This window comes from Bacillus sp. SJZ110, from assembly GCF_006715455.1.
Lineage (GTDB): Bacteria > Bacillota > Bacilli > Bacillales > Bacillaceae > Bacillus > Bacillus subtilis.
Map to the genome: position 1 here is coordinate 291,847 of NZ_VFNF01000005.1, position 17,629 is coordinate 309,475.

At 45.0% G+C, this 17,629-nt stretch carries 13 protein-coding genes and 15 tRNA genes; 5 read left to right on the top strand and 23 right to left on the bottom strand.

Annotated elements, in window-relative coordinates:
• Positions 1 to 104: 104 nt before the first annotated feature.
• From FB592_RS16185 to FB592_RS16195, 3 genes are read left to right on the top strand one after another with little or no spacing between them, the layout of a single operon-like run.
• Positions 105 to 1,391 carry a UDP-glucose dehydrogenase family protein gene (locus tag FB592_RS16185; RefSeq protein WP_021480371.1) on the top strand — a complete coding sequence of 429 codons (1,287 nt, stop codon included), beginning with the start codon at positions 105 to 107 and terminating at the stop codon, positions 1,389 to 1,391.
• Positions 1,388 to 2,338, top strand: coding sequence for an NAD-dependent epimerase/dehydratase family protein (locus FB592_RS16190; protein ID WP_032726473.1), 951 nt, complete (start codon positions 1,388 to 1,390; stop codon positions 2,336 to 2,338). Before FB592_RS16185 ends, FB592_RS16190 begins: the two co-directional genes overlap by 4 nt.
• Before the next feature lie 2 nt (positions 2,339 to 2,340).
• Positions 2,341 to 3,564 (top strand): glycosyltransferase family 4 protein, encoded by a 1,224-nt coding sequence (locus FB592_RS16195; protein WP_141949791.1) that lies wholly within the window; start codon positions 2,341 to 2,343, stop codon positions 3,562 to 3,564.
• Positions 3,565 to 3,637: 73 nt separating this feature from the next.
• Here FB592_RS16195 and FB592_RS16200 read toward each other — a convergent pair whose 3' ends face one another.
• From FB592_RS16200 to cotSA, 3 genes are read right to left on the bottom strand one after another with little or no spacing between them, the layout of a single operon-like run.
• Complete coding sequence (locus FB592_RS16200; RefSeq protein ID WP_141949793.1) at positions 3,638 to 4,072, bottom strand: hypothetical protein; 435 nt, start codon at positions 4,070 to 4,072, stop codon at positions 3,638 to 3,640.
• Position 4,073: 1 nt separating this feature from the next.
• Complete coding sequence (cotS, locus tag FB592_RS16205) at positions 4,074 to 5,129, bottom strand: spore coat putative kinase CotS (protein ID WP_103803295.1); 1,056 nt, start codon at positions 5,127 to 5,129, stop codon at positions 4,074 to 4,076.
• Between the two features lie 14 nt (positions 5,130 to 5,143).
• Positions 5,144 to 6,277 carry a spore coat protein CotSA gene (cotSA, locus tag FB592_RS16210; RefSeq protein ID WP_015714584.1) on the bottom strand — a complete coding sequence of 378 codons (1,134 nt, stop codon included), beginning with the start codon at positions 6,275 to 6,277 and terminating at the stop codon, positions 5,144 to 5,146.
• A 189-nt stretch (positions 6,278 to 6,466) separates the two neighbouring features.
• Between cotSA and cotI the strand changes: the two genes are divergently transcribed.
• Complete coding sequence (gene cotI / locus FB592_RS16215) at positions 6,467 to 7,540, top strand: spore coat kinase CotI (RefSeq protein ID WP_072175886.1); 1,074 nt, start codon at positions 6,467 to 6,469, stop codon at positions 7,538 to 7,540.
• A gap of 92 nt (positions 7,541 to 7,632) precedes the next feature.
• Positions 7,633 to 8,100, top strand: coding sequence for a TspO/MBR family protein (locus FB592_RS16220; protein ID WP_041851138.1), 468 nt, complete (start codon positions 7,633 to 7,635; stop codon positions 8,098 to 8,100).
• Positions 8,101 to 8,130: 30 nt separating this feature from the next.
• On the opposite strand, the gene glgP is transcribed toward FB592_RS16220, so the two are convergent.
• From glgP to FB592_RS16320, 20 genes are all read right to left on the bottom strand, one after another.
• Positions 8,131 to 10,527: a glycogen phosphorylase GlgP gene (gene glgP, locus FB592_RS16225; RefSeq protein ID WP_032722378.1), complete on the bottom strand. Its 2,397-nt coding sequence runs from the start codon at positions 10,525 to 10,527 to the stop codon at positions 8,131 to 8,133.
• On the bottom strand, positions 10,514 to 11,968 hold the full coding sequence (glgA, locus tag FB592_RS16230) for a glycogen synthase GlgA (protein ID WP_021480379.1): 1,455 nt from the start codon (positions 11,966 to 11,968) through the stop codon (positions 10,514 to 10,516). Before glgA ends, glgP begins: the two co-directional genes overlap by 14 nt.
• Entirely contained in the window at positions 11,965 to 12,996 is a 1,032-nt protein-coding gene (gene glgD, locus FB592_RS16235; RefSeq protein WP_141949796.1) for a glucose-1-phosphate adenylyltransferase subunit GlgD, read from the bottom strand. Before glgD ends, glgA begins: the two co-directional genes overlap by 4 nt.
• A 23-nt stretch (positions 12,997 to 13,019) precedes the next feature.
• Positions 13,020 to 14,162 (bottom strand): glucose-1-phosphate adenylyltransferase, encoded by a 1,143-nt coding sequence (locus tag FB592_RS16240; RefSeq protein WP_042977500.1) that lies wholly within the window; start codon positions 14,160 to 14,162, stop codon positions 13,020 to 13,022.
• A complete protein-coding gene (gene glgB, locus FB592_RS16245) occupies positions 14,159 to 16,042 on the bottom strand; it encodes a 1,4-alpha-glucan branching enzyme (RefSeq protein ID WP_116316178.1) in 1,884 nt (627 codons plus the stop codon). Before glgB ends, FB592_RS16240 begins: the two co-directional genes overlap by 4 nt.
• A gap of 231 nt (positions 16,043 to 16,273) precedes the next feature.
• Positions 16,274 to 16,345, bottom strand: a tRNA-Glu gene (locus FB592_RS16250).
• Between the two features lie 25 nt (positions 16,346 to 16,370).
• Positions 16,371 to 16,461 (bottom strand) — tRNA-Ser (locus FB592_RS16255).
• Positions 16,462 to 16,464: 3 nt separating this feature from the next.
• Positions 16,465 to 16,539: transfer RNA gene (locus tag FB592_RS16260), tRNA-Asn, on the bottom strand.
• 12 nt (positions 16,540 to 16,551) lie between these two features.
• Positions 16,552 to 16,628: transfer RNA gene (locus FB592_RS16265), tRNA-Ile, on the bottom strand.
• 15 nt (positions 16,629 to 16,643) lie between these two features.
• Positions 16,644 to 16,717, bottom strand: a tRNA-Gly gene (locus FB592_RS16270).
• A gap of 10 nt (positions 16,718 to 16,727) precedes the next feature.
• Positions 16,728 to 16,803 (bottom strand) — tRNA-His (locus FB592_RS16275).
• Positions 16,804 to 16,820: 17 nt separating this feature from the next.
• Positions 16,821 to 16,896, bottom strand: a tRNA-Phe gene (locus FB592_RS16280).
• A gap of 12 nt (positions 16,897 to 16,908) precedes the next feature.
• Positions 16,909 to 16,985, bottom strand: a tRNA-Asp gene (locus FB592_RS16285).
• A gap of 11 nt (positions 16,986 to 16,996) precedes the next feature.
• Positions 16,997 to 17,073 (bottom strand) — tRNA-Met (locus FB592_RS16290).
• Positions 17,074 to 17,090: 17 nt separating this feature from the next.
• Positions 17,091 to 17,183: transfer RNA gene (locus FB592_RS16295), tRNA-Ser, on the bottom strand.
• A 6-nt stretch (positions 17,184 to 17,189) separates the two neighbouring features.
• Positions 17,190 to 17,266 (bottom strand) — tRNA-Ile (locus FB592_RS16300).
• 2 nt (positions 17,267 to 17,268) lie between these two features.
• A tRNA-Met gene (locus tag FB592_RS16305) sits at positions 17,269 to 17,345 on the bottom strand.
• Positions 17,346 to 17,365: 20 nt separating this feature from the next.
• Positions 17,366 to 17,438 (bottom strand) — tRNA-Ala (locus FB592_RS16310).
• A gap of 5 nt (positions 17,439 to 17,443) precedes the next feature.
• A tRNA-Pro gene (locus FB592_RS16315) sits at positions 17,444 to 17,520 on the bottom strand.
• Positions 17,521 to 17,535: 15 nt separating this feature from the next.
• Positions 17,536 to 17,612, bottom strand: a tRNA-Arg gene (locus FB592_RS16320).
• Between the last annotated feature and the right edge of the window lie 17 nt (positions 17,613 to 17,629).

The following is a 17,629-nucleotide window of genomic DNA, read 5'->3' on the forward strand; positions in this document are numbered from 1 at the left end:
TGAAATTAGGCGGAAGCAACTGGGCAGAAAGCGGAATCACGAACCAGCCCTTTTTTAATAGGATATTGATATATGACCAGTAATCTTGTAAAGGAGCTCAGGTGATGAAAATTTGTGTGGTTGGCGCCGGGTATGTCGGTTTAACCCTATCAGCGGCACTGGCATCCATCGGACATGACATGATATGCACAGACAAAGACGTCAAAAAAATCGGGCAGCTGAAAAAAGGAGTCATTCCCTTTTACGAGCCTGGGCTTTCAGATGCAATACTTCGTTGCGGCAATCTCTCGTTTTCTTCTGAAGTGAAATCGAGCATGGAGGAATGTCCCGTTATTTTTATCGCAGTCGGAACCCCGCCGCGTTCGGACGGATCAGCTGATACGAAAGCCCTGCAGTCCGTCATCGGTGATTTAAGAGAGGCAATCCGATCGTATAAAACCATCATTACGAAAAGCACTGTTCCGCCCGGGACAAATGAAAACATAGCAAAACAGCTGATTGCCTCCGGAGTGTCTAAAAACCTCTTTAATATCGTATCCAATCCGGAGTTTCTGCGGGAAGGCAATGCCTTATATGACATGCTGCATCCTGACAAAACAGTCATCGGTGTTCAGGAAGAAGATCACGTATCGGCAGCCATCGTCAAATCCATTTACAAACACATTGATACCCCTTTTATCGTTACAAGCTTAGCGGGAGCAGAGCTGATCAAATATGCCAACAATTTCTTTTTAGCTGCCAAAATTTCGTTCATTAACGAAATGGCCCGCATATGTGAAGCCTATCAATCAGATATCTCAGATATTTCCCGCGCTATCGGTCTAGACCCAAGGATCGGGAAGCACTTTTTGCAGGCAGGCATCGGATACGGAGGCTCTTGTTTTCCAAAGGATCTGCAGGCGCTGCAATTTGCTGCCCAGGAAAAAAACACGGAGACCTTCCTGCTCCAAGCCGTGCAGCACATTAATGACACCCAGCTCGGCCTGTATATCAAAAAAATACAGTCATTCTTCGAAACACTTCAAGGCAAGAAAGCGGCTGTACTCGGCATTTCCTTCAAACCGAATACCGATGACATTAGGAATTCTCAGGCTGTCAGACTGATGGAAAGGCTGGCGGAGCTGGGATGTGATGTTCATGCATATGATCCTGAAGCTGTACTTCCAGAACATTTGCGGCAGCATGTAACTCAGCATTCTCAAGCTTTTGATGCGATCGAAGAAAGCGACTTTTTATTTTTGGCGACAGAATGGCCCGAGTTTTTAGCGTTTGATTGGAAAAAGGCTGCAGGCATCATGAAAGGGCGTCTTGTGATTGACGGACGCAACGTATTAAAAAAAGAACTGATCGAGGCTTGCGGCCTGATCTGTACGGGAGTTGGCCGTCCATGAAAATACTAGTCACAGGAGCAGCGGGCTTTATCGGCTCCCACCTCTGCGAAGAATTACTAAAAGATAAGAAACATAACGTTATCGGAATCGATGACTTTATCGGTCCTACTCCATTTTCCTTGAAATTAAAAAACCTTAAAAACCTGCTGCCGGAAAAGCGATTTACGTTCATAAAGGAAAATCTGCTGACAGCGGATCTTGCTCCCTTACTGGAAGGAGTGGACGTCATCTTTCATTTGGCGGCCATACCGGGTGTCCGCTCAAGCTGGGGCAGTCATTTTCACCCATATGCCGCACATAATATCCAAGCGCTCCAAAGGCTCCTCGAGGCGTGCCGGGAACATTCTATTCAAACGTTCGTCTTTGCATCCACCTCTTCCGTCTATGGTGAAAAACAAGGAAAAGTCAGCGAAAACACGTCGCTTTCTCCTTTATCTCCGTACGGGGTAACAAAGCTTACGGGAGAAAAGCTTTGCCATGTGTATCAACAAAGCTTTGACATTCCAATTGTGATTCTCCGTTTTTTTACCGTATACGGGCCAAGACAGCGGCCGGATATGGCTTTTCACCGGCTCATTAAGCAGCACCTTCAGCAAAAGCCGCTTACCATCTTCGGTGATGGGCAGCAGTCAAGAGATTTCACTTATATCAGCGACTGTGTCAAAGGCATCACCGCTGTTCTTGAGAAACCCCACCTTATTGGTGAAACAGTAAATATCGGCGGTGCTGAGCGTGCCTCAGTCTTAAAGGTTGTCTCCCTCATTGAGGATATTTCCGGTAGAAAAGCAACACTGCACTTTTCGGACAAAATAGCAGGGGAACCGCGCAACACGTGGGCGGATATTTCAAAAGCAAAGCAGCTCTTGCATTATGATCCCGCCACATCCTTAAAGGATGGCTTGACCAACGAAATCGCCTATTTATCGTCGCTGTATCAGGGGGAATAAAAATGAAGCTTGCCTTTATCTGTACAGAAAAGCTGCCGGCGCCCGCAGTACGCGGCGGCGCTATTCAAATGATGATTGACGGTGTCACGCCCTATTTCAGCAGCAGGTACGACCTGACCATTTTTTCAATAGAAGATCCAGCGCTTCCAAAAAGAGAAACAAAAGACGGCGTACATTATATCCATCTGCCAAAAGAACATTACCGCGAGGCGGTAGCCGATGAGCTGCGAGCCTCTTCCTTTGACCTCATTCATGTGTTCAACAGGCCTTTAAATGTCTCTTTATATAAAAAAGCCTCACCAAACAGCAAGATCGTTCTGAGCCTGCATAACGAAATGTTTTCTGAAAAAAAGATGACCTTCGCGCAAGGAAAAGAAGTACTCGACAATGTCTCCATGATCACAACTGTGAGCGAATTTATTAAACAAACCGTCATTGAACGTTTTCCTGAAGCTGAGGACATCACAAAAGTTGTGTACTCCGGCGTTGATTTAAACTCTTATCCGCCCGTCTGGACGATGAAAGGCTCGGCTGTCAGAAAAACATACCGGAAAAAATACGGTATTGAAGATAAAAAAGTTATTTTATTCGCCGGCCGCTTAAGCCCGACAAAAGGACCTCACCTTCTCATTCACAGCATGAGAAGGATTTTGCAGCAGCACCCTGATGCAGTACTGGTCATAGCAGGCGGGAAGTGGTTCAGCGATGACAGCGAAAACCAATATGTAACCTATCTGCGTACGCTGGCGCTGCCATACAGAGACCACATAATTTTTACAAAATTCATTCCCGCTGACGACATCCCAAACCTTTTTCTGATGGCAGATGTATTTGTGTGCAGCTCTCAGTGGAACGAACCCCTCGCCCGTGTGAATTATGAAGCAATGGCGGCCGGCACGCCCTTAATTACCACAAACCGGGGCGGAAACGGAGAAGTCGTAAAAGACGAAGTCACCGGCCTTGTCATCGACAGATACAACAAACCTTCTTCATTTGCAAAAGCAATTGACAGAGCCTTTACAGATCAAGAATTAATGAGCAAAATGACAAAAAACGCCCGACAGCATGTAGAAGCTTTATTTACCTTTACCCATGCGGCCAAAAGGCTCAATACTGTTTACCAATCCGTTCTCACTCCGAAAAACAAACAATTTCCGCCGCCTTTTCTGACGCAAAATTTTGATTTATCATCTATCAATCAGCTTTTTGTGAAAGCAAAAACATAAAACCTACAGCTCGTGTTGCAAAACGGGCTGTTTTTTTGCTGCAGAGAACATGAAAAAAGGCATAAATATGACTTTATGCCTTGCGCTTTACGGTTTGAGAAAACCATGGAGCTGGTTTAGATTCACTTGGAAGAATGATGATTTCCACTCTAGCTTCCTCCGCTAAGTCTGGTTCTTCATCTTCCTCCTCTTCTTCTACATATGGGGGCGCTGAGCGTTTCGAATCACGTTCCTCCTCAGGCTCTAGAATGGTTTCGAATTTCGTTTCTTCTTCATCATCGACGATTTTGTGATCTGTTTCCTTTTCCTTCGTTTCTTCTTGATATTCTTTCGGTGCATTGATGTGAGGGAGCTCTCGAATGCTGCCCACATCTAAATGCTTCTCCTCTTCTCCCTTCTCAGCTGAGATTGAGTCATGAGCCTGCCATCCCATCGGTCCAGGCGGTGTAAATACGAATTGGTCGAGATCCAGTTTAGAAATAGAGGCTTTTTGTCTCGATGACCTCATGTCAATTCGCCTCCCGATACGCTTTTATCTTTTTATACAGTTCCGGCAGTTTATCCAAAAACGAATCTTTAGATTCTTCAACAGAAATCATGTTTTGCAGCGCCCAGTTATACTTCTCATCTGACCACGTTTTCTTTTGCTTCAAATAATATTTGTGCCCGATTGCACAGAACAAATGCGGAAACGCGAGATCAATCCAAAGTACCTCGTACTGTTTTTCTGTGAGTGGATACACTGCGTCGTAGGACGCAAGCAGTGCAACCATGAAATCAGTATCCCATACAGAAAGCTTAACCATCACTTTATTCAGCAGAATACGAAGGTCTCTTGACGGCAAATCGTAGGTAATCGAGTGAAGCTCCTTTAAAAAAGGCTCCCCTTCGATCTCTGTCAAACGTGCCAATGTAAAATCCTGAAAACAGAATCCGCCATGCTCGAGCGTTTCTTTTGTCCAGGTTTCGTATTCTGAGTCATCAAGCGCCTGAAGAGCTTCTTTTCCTCTTGCCAGCATTTTATCAGCATGTTTTAAGAAAGTTTGCGAAAATACGTCATCAGGATAGGATGCCGCGATCTGCATATTCCCTTCAAGTTCCTGCAGCTTCCATCGGTACAATTTGTGCCATTTTCCCAGCCTGCTTCTCTTCTTGCTTTCATCTGTGCAAACATATCCTTTTGAGGCATGATGAAAATGGCCGGCAAATGACATGACTTTTTTCATTTGCTCTGCATCATAGTAAATCATTTCTTTTCCTGTCACTTTGTCATATAAGCTGTAAGAAACCTGATCCGTGCCCAAGCAGCTCCCGCCATTTTTTGTTTGATGAATCGGCGCTATCGGCAGCCCTTTCTCTTGTAAATGGGCGTGTGCCTGAGTGATAAAAAGCATCCGCTCCGGTTTCATTTGCGCTTCTTTTAGCAGCTTTGGGCCATGATCAGTTTCGACTTCCCAGACTTTGCGTCCGCTTTTGTTCGATTTCAGCGCCACATTGTCAATATGAAAAGGATAATAGCTGAGAATTTCGGACACAATCTGTTCTTCATGCTCTTTTTGGTACACTCTGTTCACCCCTTCTATCTGTTCTTTTCATAGACGCTGAGCAGATTTTCAGCCACCCTCTGCCAGCCGAAATTGCTTTCTGCCTCACGGCGGCTGTATTTCCCAAGCCGTTCCCGCTTTTCTGAGCTGCTCAGCAAATCATTGATATGTTCGGCATATTGTTTAGGATTTTCAAAGTCATGAATGATGTAGCCGTTTTTCCCTTCCTCTATGACCTCTGGATTGCCTCCCCGATTGCTTGTAATAATAGGAAGTCCCGCAGCCATCGCTTCATAATGCACCCTTGCTAAAGGCTCCTGCCATTGCGAAGAGCATACAAATACATCTGACATGGTATAAAGGCGCGGAATGTCCTTTGGCTTCACAAATTGAATAAATGTGACATGATCCTTTTGCATCGCACCAAGGGTATGAAGATGTTTGACATAGTTATTTAATTCATTATCTCCGAACCATTTTGACCCGATAAACACCATCATGACATCGGGGTGCTCCTCAATGATGTCCGGCAAAGCCTGCAATAATATGTGCGGGCCTTTGACTTTGCTAAGCCGGCCGACAAACAAGACGATTTTTTTGCCGTGAAGCCCCAGCTCGCTTCGCATCTCTTCGCGAGCTCGCTGCCCTTCATTCGTCCAGCGAGGGTGGTACGTTTTTAAATCCACACCGGAATACACCGTTTTTGTTTTTGATCGTGCTGACGGAAAACGGCTTGTGATCGTCTGTCCGATATAATCGCTGACCGTAACAATCTGCGCTACGGAGTCGATGCAAATCTCGCCTTCCGCCTGGCTGATTTTATCGTAAGCGAACATTTCATTGTGAACGCTTAAAATAAAAACAGCATCCGGCGCCTGTTTCTTCAATTTCGGAACCCAGCTTGGGCGATTACAAACATGCACAAGATCAAAACGGCTCTTTTTCAGCTCTGCTCCAACGGCTTCTTCATAACGGTCTTCATCCAAATGCACATAATGGACACCGTCTACCTTCTCTCTATCAGCGAGATTCGGATCTTTAATAGAAAACACAGTCACCTCATGTTTTTTTGCAATTAAAGGGGCAACCGCTTCGAGGTAGATTTGAATGGCGCCTCCTCGAACCGATGGGACAGGAAGCTTCTCTGTGGCGATCAGTGCTATTTTCATACATAGCCTCCATTCCTGCATGATTTTTAACTAGTTAGAATCATGATACGGCTGAACAACCAACTTGTGCGGAATGGGACTGCCCTAAAAACAAAACGGGTAAACAACCAGATTCATCTATTAAATATAGTCAAATAACTCAATCATTTTTTCCTTTTGATTCATAAGGTAGGAGTAAAACAGGTAAGGATGTGTCCTTTAATGGCAGAAAACCATGAAGTCATTGAGGAGGGGAATTCATCAGAGCTTCCTTTATCAGCAGAAGATGCAAAAAAATTAACGGAGCTGGCTGAAAATGTGCTTCAAGGATGGGATGTGCAGGCTGAAAAAATAGACGTCATTCAGGGAAACCAGATGGCGCTTGTCTGGAAGGTCCACACAGACTCCGGCGCGGTTTGTCTAAAACGAATACACAGGCCAGAAAAGAAAGCGTTGTTTTCCATTTTCGCGCAGGACTATTTAGCAAAAAAAGGCATGAATGTTCCTGGCATACTCCCAAACAAAAAAGGTAGCCTATATTCTAAGCACGGCTCATTTCTATTTGTCGTATATGACTGGATCGAAGGAAGACCGTTTGAGCTGACTGTAAAGCAGGACTTGGAGTTTATCATGAAAGGCCTTGCTGATTTTCATACAGCTTCCGTCGGATATCAGCCGCCAAATGGCGTTCCCATATTTACCAAATTAGGTCGCTGGCCGAATCACTACACGAAACGATGCAAACAGATGGAAACGTGGAAGCTGATGGCGGAGGCGGAAAAAGAAGATCCTTTCTCACAGCTTTATCTTCAGGAGATAGATGGCTTTATTGAAGACGGGCTGCGCATCAAAGACCGGCTTTTGCAATCGACCTATGTTCCATGGACTGAACAGCTGAAAAAAAGCCCTAACCTTTGCCACCAGGATTACGGAACCGGGAATACACTCTTAGGAGAAAATGAACAGATTTGGGTCATCGACTTAGATACCGTATCATTTGATCTGCCTATTCGCGATTTGCGCAAAATGATTATTCCGCTTTTGGATACGACGGGTGTTTGGGATGACGAGACATTTCATGTCATGCTGAACGCATACGAATCCAGAGCCCCATTAACTGAAGAACAAAAACAAGTCATGTTTATAGATATGCTGTTTCCTTATGAGCTTTACGATGTCATTCGCGAAAAATACGTCCGCAAGTCTGCTTTACCGAAGGAAGAATTAGAATCAGCTTTTGAATATGAACGCATTAAATCAAACGCATTGCAGCAGCTGATTTAACCCCATCATTTCCCCCGCATATCGGGGGTTTGATCTTTATAAGCTAAAGGGTAAGTGTAAATGTAAAATAAATACATACGGAGGGTACAAACATGAAAAAGATTTTCGGCGCCATAGCGGTTTTTGTGATTACATATGCGCTGTTTTCAGCCGCGGGCTACCTGTTTCCTGTGGACCAAGAATGGTACAATTCATTGAAAAAACCGGACTGGACGCCAAGCGGAACTGCGATCGGCATCATTTGGGCCATCCTGTTTGCCCTGATTTCCCTTTCAGCAGCCATTGTATATGCTGCGTTTTCATTTAAAGGTGCGAAAAGCTTTTGGTTTACACTTTTGATAAATTACGTGCTCAATCAAGCCTTCAGCTATTTCCAGTTTACGCAAAAAAATCTGCTGGCTGCATCGCTTGACTGCCTGCTTGTCGCCATCACAGCAATCGTATTACTGATCATTGCCAAAAAATACAGCAGAACCGCAAGCTATCTTCTTTTGCCTTATTTTTTATGGAGTGCATTTGCGACGTTCTTATCCTTTACAATCAATTCAATGAATCTGTGAATAAAAAAAGCCGCTTATACAGCGGCTTTTTCACATCATCGGCTTGATGCCCCAAATGTCCTTCGCATATTCCCGGATTGTGCGGTCGCTGGAGAAATATCCTGAATGAGCAATGTTTACAATCGAACGCTCAGACCATTTCCTTCGCTCTCGATAATCAGCTTGAATTCGCTCCTGTGCATCTGCATATGAGCTGAAATCCTTCAGCACAAAATACTCATCATTATGCGGAAGCAGCGAGTCAAAGATCGATTCAAATTCATCTGCTTCTCCTTCAAAAAAACCATTGATCAGCTGATCCGCTACCTGCCTGATTCTCCTGTCATGCTGATAATATTCCCTGGATCTATAGCCGCCGTTTTCCTGATACGATAGAACCTCATCCGCCTTTAAGCCGAACGTATAAATACAGTCAGGGCCCACCCGCTCAAGGATCTCGATATTTGCTCCGTCATGCGTGCCGATCGTCAAAGCCCCGTTCATCATAAACTTCATATTCCCTGTACCAGACGCTTCCTTGCTTGCGGTTGAAATTTGCTCACTTACGTCTGATGCCGGAAAAATTCGCTCAGCCATAGAAACTCTATAATTTTCTAAAAAAACAACTTTGATCAGCTGTTTGACCGCCGGATCATAATTGACTTTTTCTGCGACAGAATGGATCAGCTTAATGATTTTCTTGGCATAATAATAGCTTGGTGAAGCCTTTGCCCCGAAAATAAAAGTTTGCGGGTAGATTGAAAACCCCGAATCCTCCTTGAGGCGGTTATACAAATACATAATGTGAAGAACATTCAGCAGCTGCCGTTTATATGCATGAAGCCGTTTCACCTGTACGTCGAATATGCTCTCAGGGTTCACAACCACCCCGGCCGTGCAAAAAATCAAATCGGCAAGCTCTTGTTTTTTCTTGCTTTTGTTGTTTTGAAACTGTTCAATAAATGCAGGATCAGTGGCGTACGGTTCTAAACGGATCAGTGATTCCGGCTGTTTGACCCATTCATCGCCGATCGCCTCTGTAATGATGGCAGACAAGCCTGGATTCGCTTTTAACAGCCAGCGCCTGTGGGCAATTCCATTCGTCTTATTGTTAAAACGATTCGGAAACAGCAAGTGAAAGTCGCGCATCTCCCTTTCCTTTAATATATCGGAATGTATTTTTGCAACGCCATTTACACTGTAGCTGCCTACTATGGCCAGATGAGCCATTTTGACAACACCATGCGCTGTAATCGCCATGTTCTCTATCCTTTTCCAGTCTCCCGGATACTTTTCCCAAACTGCGCGGCAAAACCTCTCATTGATCTCTTCAATAATCATGTACATTCGCGGGAGCAGCGGCTTAAACAAATGAATCGGCCATTTCTCGAGCGCTTCTGACAATGTTGTATGATTTGTATAAGAAATCGTATGTACAGTGATATGCCAAGCTTCTTCCCAGCCCATGTTCTCTTCATCGAGCAAAATCCGCATCAGCTCAGGCACCGCAAGCGCAGGGTGAGTGTCATTAATATGAATGCTCACTTTTTTATGCAGGCCGGATAAAGATTTATGTGTTTTACGGTAATTGTTCACAATGCTTTTTAAGCTTGCGCATACTAAAAAATACTGCTGCTTCAGCCGTAAAATTTTCCCCTCATCATGGGTGTCATCGGGATATAAGAATTCAGAAACCGCTTCTGTTTCCCGCTTATAAGACAAAATATTACCGCCGTGATAATGCGCATAGGGCTCGGCGTTCCAAAGCCTTAACGTGTTGACAGTGCCCGTTTCATAGCCGATGATCGGGATATCATAAGGAACAGCGGTAACAATTGTCGCTTGTTCGTGGCGAAAATGCAGGCGCCCGCTTTTTTCTGTCATATGGACTTCGCCCCAAAACGGCACGTCCACTGCTTGATCCGCATTCCTTACTTCCCATACGTTCCCGTTTTTCAGCCATTGCTCAGGCAGCTCCACCTGATGCCCGTCTACAATTTTTTGCTCAAACAAACCATGCTTATAACGTATGCCCATGCCGTGCCCAGGCAGGTTCAACGAAGCAAGCGAATCTAAAAAGCAAGCGGCCAAGCGGCCAAGTCCGCCATTGCCGAGACCTGCATCGTTCTCTATCTGAAGGATCTCCTCTAAATTGATGCCGATTTCCTTTAAACCAGCTTCTACAACATCACGAACACCAAGATTCATTAAGTTTTGCTCAAGGAGCTGACCGAGCAGAAATTCGATTGATAAATAATATGTCTGCTTCCCGGAATTTGATCTGCTTTTTTCATTCGTTTCGATCCAATCAGCGCTGATATACTCTCTGACCATATTGCCCAACGTTTTATATTGATCCAGCTTGGCAGAATCTTTAAAGCTTTTTCCGCACGTCATTTCCAGACGCTTTAAAAATAAGTCTGCAAAGCGTTCTTTACTCGAGAACATCCCGTCCACTCCTTGTCACCTGCTCGAAAATACGCTGATACTCTTTAGCCGACTTCCCCCAGCTGTAATCTGCATTCATAGCGGTCTTCACGATGCTCTTCCATACATCCTGTTGGCGATAAAACGACAGCGCCCTTTCTATCGTAAATTTCAGATCATGCGCATTAAAGGCGGAAAACGTAAAGCCATTGCCCGTTCCCTCTTCCTCCTGATAGGCACGGACAGTGTCGTAAAGACCGCCCGTTTCCCTGACAATCGGAATGGCGCCATATTGAAGAGCAATGAGCTGCCCCAAACCGCACGGCTCAAATTTCGACGGCATCAAAAACATATCAGAGCCCGCATAAATTTGATGGGCTAGCGGCTCATCAAACCCGATATAAGCCCGGCACTTCTCATGAAAAGCAAATTCTGCATACCGGAAATAATCTTCAAATTCACGTTCTCCTGTGCCTAGCACAACCAGCTGTATGTCTTGCTCCTCAAGAAGTTCGTGCATAATTCTGCGGACAAGATCAAGCCCCTTTTGTTTAGTGAGCCTTGTCACCATACTGATCAGCGGAATATCGTTTTTCTCTGGAAGCCCCATCCGCCGCTGAAGCTTCGTTTTGTTTTCCAGCTTGCATGCAAGATCCCCTGAATCGTATTGCGCCTCTATATAAGGATCGCTTTTCGGCTGATAGAACGTATCATCAATGCCATTTAATATGCCGGTTACATCATCTTCCCTATATTGCAAAACCTGTTCCAGCTGCTCACCATAATACGGCGTCATGATTTCATTTCTGTAAGTGGGGCTCACAGTTGTCACATGATCAGCCGCAATGATGCCCGCCTTCATAAAATTAACAAATCCGTTGCATTCTAACCTTTCATAATGAAAATGATCCATCTCAAGACCCAGCAAGTCATGTGTGACATCAGGAGGGAATATGCCTTGAAACTGCAGGTTGTGGATCGTGAGCACGCTTTTCATCCGTTCATAAAAAGGATGTTTTCTGTACTCCTCTTTCAGCAAATAATTGACCATCGCTGTATGCCAATCGTGAGTATGAACAATATCGGCTTGAACATTCACAACTTTGGCAGCCTCCAGCACAGCTCTTGAAAAAAAGGCAAACCGCTCACCGTCATCATAATGCCCGTACAACGAATCCCTGTTGAAATAGTACTCATTGTCGATGAAGTAATAATTCACATCATCTTCGTCCATATGTTCAATTCCGCAATATTGCTGACGCCAGCCGACAGCTACGGTGCACTCAGCCTTTTTCTTCATACGCTTTTTCCACGGCTCAGGTATTTGGCTGTACTTCGGCAGCATCACATATACTTCATTGCCTAATCGCGCAAGCGCCTTCGGAAGAGCGCCTGCTACATCGGCAAGACCTCCTGATTTAACAAATGGGGTGCATTCAGACACAGCAAATAATATCTTCAAGAATTCATCAGCTCTCCTTGCACCAAACCTTTTCTTAATACAAGCGGCTGGTCAGCTGTTCCTGCAGCTTCCGTCGCCTTGCCGATTTTAACGTCCTTATCCGAAATGACCTGCTCAAGAAGACAATCCTCTCCAATCTGCGTTTTTTGCATAATAATACAGTTTTTCAGCTTCGTTCCCTTTCCGACATGGACCGCCCTGAACAAAATGCAGTTTTCAACCTCTCCTTCCAGCACACAGCCGTTTGCCACCAAAGAATTATTGACAGTGCTGTGCTTTCCGTATTTCGTAGGCGGCTCATCCTTCACTTTTGTATAGATCGGCTGTTGCGGCAAAAACACCTGCTGCCAAAAACGAGGCTGAATGAGCTCCATACTGTGGGTATAATATTTTTCCACCGAATCAATGACAGCGGCATAACCTGAATATTCATAAGGGCAAATGGTCAGGGCGGAAGATTCCTTTTCAACAGCCTCCTGAATGGTTTTATAGCCTTTTTCGCTATGTCCGTAGATCAGATCCTTTAAAAGCGTTGTTGACATGATATAGATTTGCAGCGACTGGCCGTCCTGAAATACCTCGGTGACGTCGCAGCCAACCTCCTGATGGCGTTTCAGCACATATTGAAATTGAATGTTGCATACGGTATGGCTGTTGGAGATTACAGCATATTGCTGAGTGCTTCTGTGGAAGTAATCTAGATGGTCCGAAAACTGGCGAAAGGAACCGAATTCATCGTATTCGTGATGAAGATGGGGAGACGGGAAAAAAAAGAGGCCGTCCTTTTTCCGGTGCAAATCCCATTCCTTACCCGCCCCAAGGTGATCCATGAGCGAACGGTAACGATACTTCGGAAAAATTGCAACACTCCTAATATCCGCATTCACCATGTTGGAAAGCATAAAATCAATCAGTCGGTACCTGCCGGCAAAAGGGATCGCCCCGAGCGACCGCTGTGCTGTTAAATCCTGAAGAGAATGCTTATATGTGGTTTCATCTATAACACCTAACATTTGATTATTGAACACTGACTCTGCCCCCTCTTCAGTAATTAAATCAATTCTTTTTCTACAAATTCCTCTGAAACGAGCAGCACCTCTTCAATGTCTTTTTCGGAGCGAATCACTGCGCCATCCGGCAGCACCATCCCATTAGGAACAATGGCATTTTCAATGACTACATGCTCCCCAATCGTCACATCCGGCATTATGACGGATGATGTAACAGTCGCATGCTTACCAACAGTCACACCTTGAAAAAGAACGGAGTGAGACACATTTCCATATACAACACAACCTTCGTTCACAAGCGAATCTTGAACCTGCGCATCAGATGAAATAAATTGCGGAGGCTGATTTGGATTGACGGAGTAAATTTTCCATTTGCGTTCAAACAGCTTCAGCTCCGAGTCCTCTTTTAACAAATCCATATTGGCTTCCCACAAGCTCTGCACCGTTCCGACATCCTTCCAATATCCCTTGAACGGATAAGCAGAAAGCTTCTTTTTCTCCTCCAAAAGCAGAGGAATAATGTCTTTGCCGAAGTCGTGGCTAGAATAAGGGTTTTGATCGTCCATCTCAAGATACTGTTTCAAAAGCGGCCAATTGAATATATAAATTCCCATTGAGGCAAGATTGCTCTTAGGGAATTTGGGCTTTTCATCAAAATGTGTGATCGTCCCATCTGGATTGGCCTTCATGATGCCGAATCGGCTTGCCTCCTCCCAGCCCACTTCGATGACAGAGATGGTCACATCTGCTTTCTTTTCAATGTGATAATCAAGCATTTTGCCGTAGTCCATTTTGTATATGTGATCTCCTGATAAAATCAGTACATACTCAGGATCATACTGATTCAAATAATTGAGATTTTCATAAATGGCGCTTGCCGTCCCTTTATACCATTTGACTTCTGATGACTCGGCATAAGGGGGTAAAACCGTCACGCCGCCATTATATCTATCCAGGTCCCATGCACTGCCGATCCCAATATAGGAATTCAGCTCAAGCGGCTGATATTGCGTTAAAATCCCGACTGTGTCTATGCCTGAATTAGAACAGTTGCTTAGGGTAAAATCAATAATCCTGTATTTTCCCCCGAAAGATACAGCCGGTTTGGCCATATTTTTTGTTAATCCGCTGAGACGGCTGCCCTTCCCGCCGGCAAGGAGCATGGCTACACATTGTTTTTTCATCTTTTTATCTCTCCTCTTTTTTTAACCGCCCGTAAAATCGAGATGCCGTAAGGGGGGATGGTCATCGTGATATAACACGGTTTATGATGAAGTGCTCCCTTTTTAGCCGATAACGGCTTTTTGTTGATTTGCCCTGAGCCTCCATATGTTTCACTGTCACTGTTAAGCACTTCAATGTATTGAGTAAAAAAAGGAACTCCAACATCATATTGATGATAGACCACGGGTGTAAAATTACAAATGATGACAAGCGCCTCACCGTGCTTTTTGCCATAACGAATAAAAGAAAAGATTGATTGTTCGTCATTATGGACATCAATCCATTCAAACGATTGTGCACGATGGTCATGCTCATAAAGGATTTTGCTTTTTTGGTAAAAGCGGAGAAGATCTTGCGTAAAAACGCTGGCTTTCTGATGCATGGGGAAGGAGTCCAAAAACCAATCAAGCTGTTCTGTATCTTTCCATTCATCAAATTGGGCAAACTCTGATCCCATAAAGATCAATTTCTTTCCGGGATGCACTGTCATATAGCCCAGCAAAAGCCGATACTGGGCAAATTTCTGCCAGTAGTCGCCAGGCATTTTATTAAGAAGTGATTTTTTTCCGTATACGACTTCATCATGAGAAAACGGCAATACAAAATGCTCACTAAACGCATACAGTAATGAAAAAGAGATAAGCTGATGACAATGCCGCCTTTCTTCGGGCGGCGTCTCCATGTATTTCAGTACGTCATTCATCCATCCCATATTCCATTTATAATGAAAACCAAGCCCTCCTTCCTCAACGGCACCTGTCACTTGAGGCCATTCTGTAGAATCTTCTGCAATCATCATCACATGGGGATATGTCTCTCTCATGGTTTGATTGAGTTTTTTTAAAAAATCAACAGCATATGGATTCGTGTGGCGTTCATCCTGATTTGGCCAATACAGGATATTAGCCACTGCATCAACCCTAAATCCATCTATATGATAGAATTCCGCCCAGTACAACGCATTCGAAATTAAAAAACTATGAACTTCCGGTTTCCCCAGGTCAAAGTTTGCCGTGCCCCATAACCAGTTCTCCCGATCACGTTCTTCTTTGTATTCATAAAGCGGTTCTCCATCAAACATATAAAGGCCATGTGCATCTTTACAAAAATGTCCGGGGACCCAATCCAAAATGACTCCGATATTTTGTTGATGACATTCATCAACAAACTTCATCAGATCATGCGGCGGGCCAAACCTGCTTGTCGGGCTGTAATACCCCGTTCCTTGGTACCCCCATGAACGATCATATGGATGCTCATACACCGGAAGCAGTTCAATATGGGTAAACCCATGCTCCTTGATATAAGGGATAAGCGTCTGACTTAATTCTTTATAGGAATAATGCCTGCCATCAGAATGCTTCTTCCAAGACCCAAGATGCAGTTCATAAATGAAAACAGGTTTTTCATACAGCGTCTTAGCCTTCTGTTTCTTTTGCCATTTTTGATCTTGCCAGCTGTACCCTTCCAAATCGTAAGTAAGTGACGCTGTGTTTGGTCTGACTTCTGAATAAATAGCGTATGGATCTGCCTTCAGCCTGATCTCACCGTTATTCGTCACGATTTCATATTTATATCGTTCCTTTTCTCCTATACCTGGAATAAATAACGTCCAAATGCCATTATCATTCACTCTGTGCATCACATGCTCTTCTCCAGACCAGCTGTTAAAATCTCCAGCCACTCGTACTTCCGACGCATGAGGCGCCCACACACAGAATTCATATCCGCTTTTGCCATTCAGCTCGCGGTAATGCGAGCCAAACAGCTGATAGCTTTTAAACAGACTGCCTTCGTGAAAAAGATAAACATCATGTGCTGTCGGGCTGGCAGCGGCCATGTAATCATCCTTTCTGACATCATAGTTTTCATTTATAGTATTTATTCGAAGAAATAAAAAAAAGCCCTTTCCTGAAAGCGCTTATACTTATAGACAATTAACTTCATTTTCTGAAGAAAAACGAAATATATGGAGATTTTTGTAGTCTGTTTTTAAAATAAAGAACAAAATCTAAGACATATCATGATTTAGAAAACAAAAAAACCTTGCAGGATATGCAAGGCTTCTGGATGACCCGTACGGGATTCGAACCCGTGTTACCGCCGTGAAAGGGCGGTGTCTTAACCGCTTGACCAACGGGCCGATAATTATGATATCTGTAATCATATGGCGGAGAAGGAGGGATTTGAACCCTCGCGCCGCTTACACGACCTACACCCTTAGCAGGGGCGCCTCTTCAGCCACTTGAGTACTTCTCCATTTGGCTCCACAGGCAGGATTCGAACCTGCGACCGATCGGTTAACAGCCGATAGCTCTACCACTGAGCTACTGTGGAATACAAAAGTCATGGTGGGCCTGAATGGACTCGAACCATCGACCTCACGCTTATCAGGCGTGCGCTCTAACCAGCTGAGCTACAGGCCCATGACGATATAGAAATGGAGCGGGTGATGGGAATCGAACCCACGACATCAGCTTGGAAGGCTGAGGTTTTACCACTAAACTACACCCGCAATTTTTATTTGGGGCGATTGATGGGAATCGAACCCACGAATGCCAGAGCCACAATCTGGTGCGTTAACCACTTCGCCACAACCGCCAAAATATATTGATAAATGGTGGCTCGGGACGGAATCGAACCGCCGACACACGGATTTTCAGTCCGTTGCTCTACCAACTGAGCTACCGAGCCTAAGTATTTAAATGGCGGTCCGGACGGGACTCGAACCCGCGACCTCCTGCGTGACAGGCAGGCATTCTAACCAACTGAACTACCGGACCATTTTAAAATTTGGTTGCGGGGGCAGGATTTGAACCTGCGACCTTCGGGTTATGAGCCCGACGAGCTACCGAACTGCTCCACCCCGCGATGATTAGGAATATGTATGGCGGAGGAAGAGGGATTCGAACCCCCGCGGGCTTTGACACCCCTGTCGGTTTTCAAGACCGATCCCTTCAGCCAGACTTGGGTATTCCTCCGTATAGTGGTGGACCTTGTAGGACTCGAACCTACGACCGGACGGTTATGAGCCGTCTGCTCTAACCAACTGAGCTAAAGGTCCATTGGTAGCGGCGGAGGGGATCGAACCCCCGACCTCACGGGTATGAACCGTACGCTCTAGCCAGCTGAGCTACACCGCCAAATATTTTTTGAAACCAAGTGGAGCCTAGCGGGATCGAACCGCTGACCTCCTGCGTGCAAAGCAGGCGCTCTCCCAGCTGAGCTAAGGCCCCAAGAATGGTCGGGAAGACAGGATTCGAACCTGCGACCCCATGGTCCCAAACCATGTGCTCTACCAAGCTGAGCTACTTCCCGATTTCATATAGATCATGGCGCGCCCGAGAGGAGTCGAACCCCTAACCTTTTGATCCGTAGTCAAACGCTCTATCCAATTGAGCTACGGGCGCAAAACATAATGCCGAGG

Coding starts and splice junctions, on each gene's coding strand:
- FB592_RS16185 (WP_021480371.1), top strand. CDS start 105: ATGAAAATTTGTGTGGTTGGCGCCGGGTATGTCGGTTTAACCCTATCA.
- FB592_RS16190 (WP_032726473.1), top strand. CDS start 1,388: ATGAAAATACTAGTCACAGGAGCAGCGGGCTTTATCGGCTCCCACCTC.
- FB592_RS16195 (WP_141949791.1), top strand. CDS start 2,341: ATGAAGCTTGCCTTTATCTGTACAGAAAAGCTGCCGGCGCCCGCAGTA.
- FB592_RS16200 (WP_141949793.1), bottom strand. CDS start 4,072: ATGAGGTCATCGAGACAAAAAGCCTCTATTTCTAAACTGGATCTCGAC.
- cotSA (WP_015714584.1), bottom strand. CDS start 6,277: ATGAAAATAGCACTGATCGCCACAGAGAAGCTTCCTGTCCCATCGGTT.
- cotI (WP_072175886.1), top strand. CDS start 6,467: ATGTGTCCTTTAATGGCAGAAAACCATGAAGTCATTGAGGAGGGGAAT.
- FB592_RS16220 (WP_041851138.1), top strand. CDS start 7,633: ATGAAAAAGATTTTCGGCGCCATAGCGGTTTTTGTGATTACATATGCG.
- glgP (WP_032722378.1), bottom strand. CDS start 10,527: ATGTTCTCGAGTAAAGAACGCTTTGCAGACTTATTTTTAAAGCGTCTG.
- FB592_RS16240 (WP_042977500.1), bottom strand. CDS start 14,162: ATGAAAAAACAATGTGTAGCCATGCTCCTTGCCGGCGGGAAGGGCAGC.
- glgB (WP_116316178.1), bottom strand. CDS start 16,042: ATGGCCGCTGCCAGCCCGACAGCACATGATGTTTATCTTTTTCACGAA.